We start from the raw sequence: 447 nt of genomic DNA on the forward strand, positions 1-447 counted from the left end.
CGCCCCGGTAAAAACCCGGCAACAACTTACGGAACCCGCCCTTCTTATGTAACGCCCCGGTAAAAACCCGGCAACTTACGGAACCCGCCCTTCTTATGTAACGCCCCGGTAAAAACCCGCCAACTCACGGAACCCGCCCTTATTCTGTTCGGAACCCAGATATAGCACAAGACAGAAAAGTTAGGACGTATAGCACATGACCCGATATCGGGAATGGCAATCGGGAACTCGTCAACGTCGGGATGCCAAACCTCCCGTCCTCAATCCCAACAGTGGCTGTTATCCGACCCTGTATCGAGGTAATTGCTATAAACGACCTGGCTATGACCGCATCGAAATCAAGGTCTTTAACGGAACCGATGGGGTCTGGACAAACGTTGGCATAACCAGCCTACGAGAACGGCATACCGTGGACAGCAACGTGCGAGATGTTCAGGCATGAAATAG

1 pseudogene is annotated in these 447 nt (G+C 52.3%); it reads left to right on the plus strand.

Features of this window, described 5'->3' with window-relative positions:
• Positions 1-193 precede the first annotated feature (193 nt).
• Positions 194-421: pseudogene (locus B9T16_RS29345) on the plus strand (transposase); the annotation flags it as partial.
• Positions 422-447: the final 26 nt, after the last annotated feature.

The organism is Arthrospira sp. PCC 8006 (genome assembly GCF_046480465.1).
GTDB lineage: Bacteria > Cyanobacteriota > Cyanobacteriia > Cyanobacteriales > Microcoleaceae > Limnospira > Limnospira platensis.